This is a genomic window from Oceanobacillus locisalsi (assembly GCF_042675985.1).
Taxonomy (GTDB): domain Bacteria; phylum Bacillota; class Bacilli; order Bacillales; family Amphibacillaceae; genus Oceanobacillus; species Oceanobacillus locisalsi.
The window spans coordinates 1-1,547 of the sequence record NZ_JBHTKK010000056.1; the positions used below are offsets into that span (position 1 = coordinate 1).

Below are 1,547 nucleotides of genomic sequence, written 5' to 3' on the forward strand. Positions count from 1 at the left end.
CACTAGCGTTGCATAAAAAAATAAATGAAAAAGCAAGCAATGTGATTTGTAAATTTTAATTTATTATTGTAATTTTCAGATATAAATGGTGTTTTATTTTGAAAAAAAGACAATGGGTACGAAAGGTAGCCCTTCATCCATTTTCTGAATTTTATATACTTTTTAAATAATTGAATTGATTGTTATATCATCTAAATGCCCTGCTTCTCCAGTTTCGTATTGTTTGAGGGTTTCTTCAAAGATTCGTTCATGCTCCAACCTTCGTCGCCCTTTCGATGTACGTTCTGGTTCCTTGAATATGTCGGAAGTAAAACTTTTCATGGATGTTGTCCAATAATCACGAATCCAGTTCAACATTTCCAGCAGGGTTCCTCGATAGCCTAAGTTGATTTTCATTAACAGGGTCAGACAGAAAGTAATCATCGCTAAAAAAAGTTGATTATATACGGCATTTTCACTTTTGCCGTACAGCTTTTTGATCACTAAATGCTGCTTGACCCACTTGAAAAATAATTCGATCTGCCAGCGATTGCGGTAGAGGTCACTGATTTCCTGTGCATTTACTTTGGCGTCATTACAAATGATTCGAATCTCATTTCCTTTACTGTCTACCGTTTCTATCAATTGGACAGGATGCTTCATTTTACCAATCTTTACAACGGCATGACGAGTAACCGGAGAAGAAGAGTCAATGGGTAATTCCTCGATGACGTTAACAACCGTATTTGTTTTGATTCGAGTCACAAACCGAATGCCTTCTGCACAGTAGGCATCAAACTTGGTAAAGTTAAAATATCCCCGGTCAAATACGTGAAGCACGTTTTTATCCGGTACAATCAATGCATCCAGCTGTGTTTCGTCAGCCGGTCTTGCAGGAGTAACGATCACTTCATTGGGATAGAACGTGCCATCACAAAAGACAATGGACGTATGCATCTTCACTCCGGATTTGGTTTCCCGGAAATCCGCCCATTTGTATTGGCTCAAGCACATAGATATGGTGGATGAATCAATCAAATGCAGTTCTCCAAGTGCTTTATCTGCTTTTTGAGGTCCAAGCAGCCGATGTATTTGTTGCATCAAATGATGTAGAATGGCCTGGAAAATTGCAGGCGGCATCTCACTATTCTTCCGGGAAAGCTGGGATTTACTGATGCTTTCTATGCCTACCAGTCTTTGAACGGTTTTCTTGCGTGAAATCGTATCACTAATCCGCTGTAGATTATCCAACTGCTTCAACTGTGCATAAATAAATGCGTTGATAAATGTAAGTGCATCAAATTTTTTAACATACTTATCAATTTCCGCGTTATCGATCATTTTTTGAATCACTTTTGAATCTAATGGATGAATGTATTCCTTGAATACTGTTTTTATGGTATGATTGTCCATATGAGCTCCTTATAATTTGGGATTTGGACAGGACTACCATTCCCTTATTATAAGGTTTTTTTATGGATTTTTGTAGTGAAAACTCCCATTATTCCTAATTTTCCAATATATTATTTTTCTTGACTTTTAGTTGAAATTTTTATGCAACGCTAGTG

1 protein-coding gene is annotated in these 1,547 nt (G+C 37.2%); it reads right to left on the reverse strand.

Translation table 11 applies throughout. The features are described 5' to 3' along the window. Positions 1–162 precede the first annotated feature (162 nt). Positions 163–1,392, reverse strand: coding sequence for an IS4 family transposase (locus ACFQ19_RS20185; protein ID WP_379594658.1), 1,230 nt, complete (start codon positions 1,390–1,392; stop codon positions 163–165). Between the last annotated feature and the right edge of the window lie 155 nt (positions 1,393–1,547).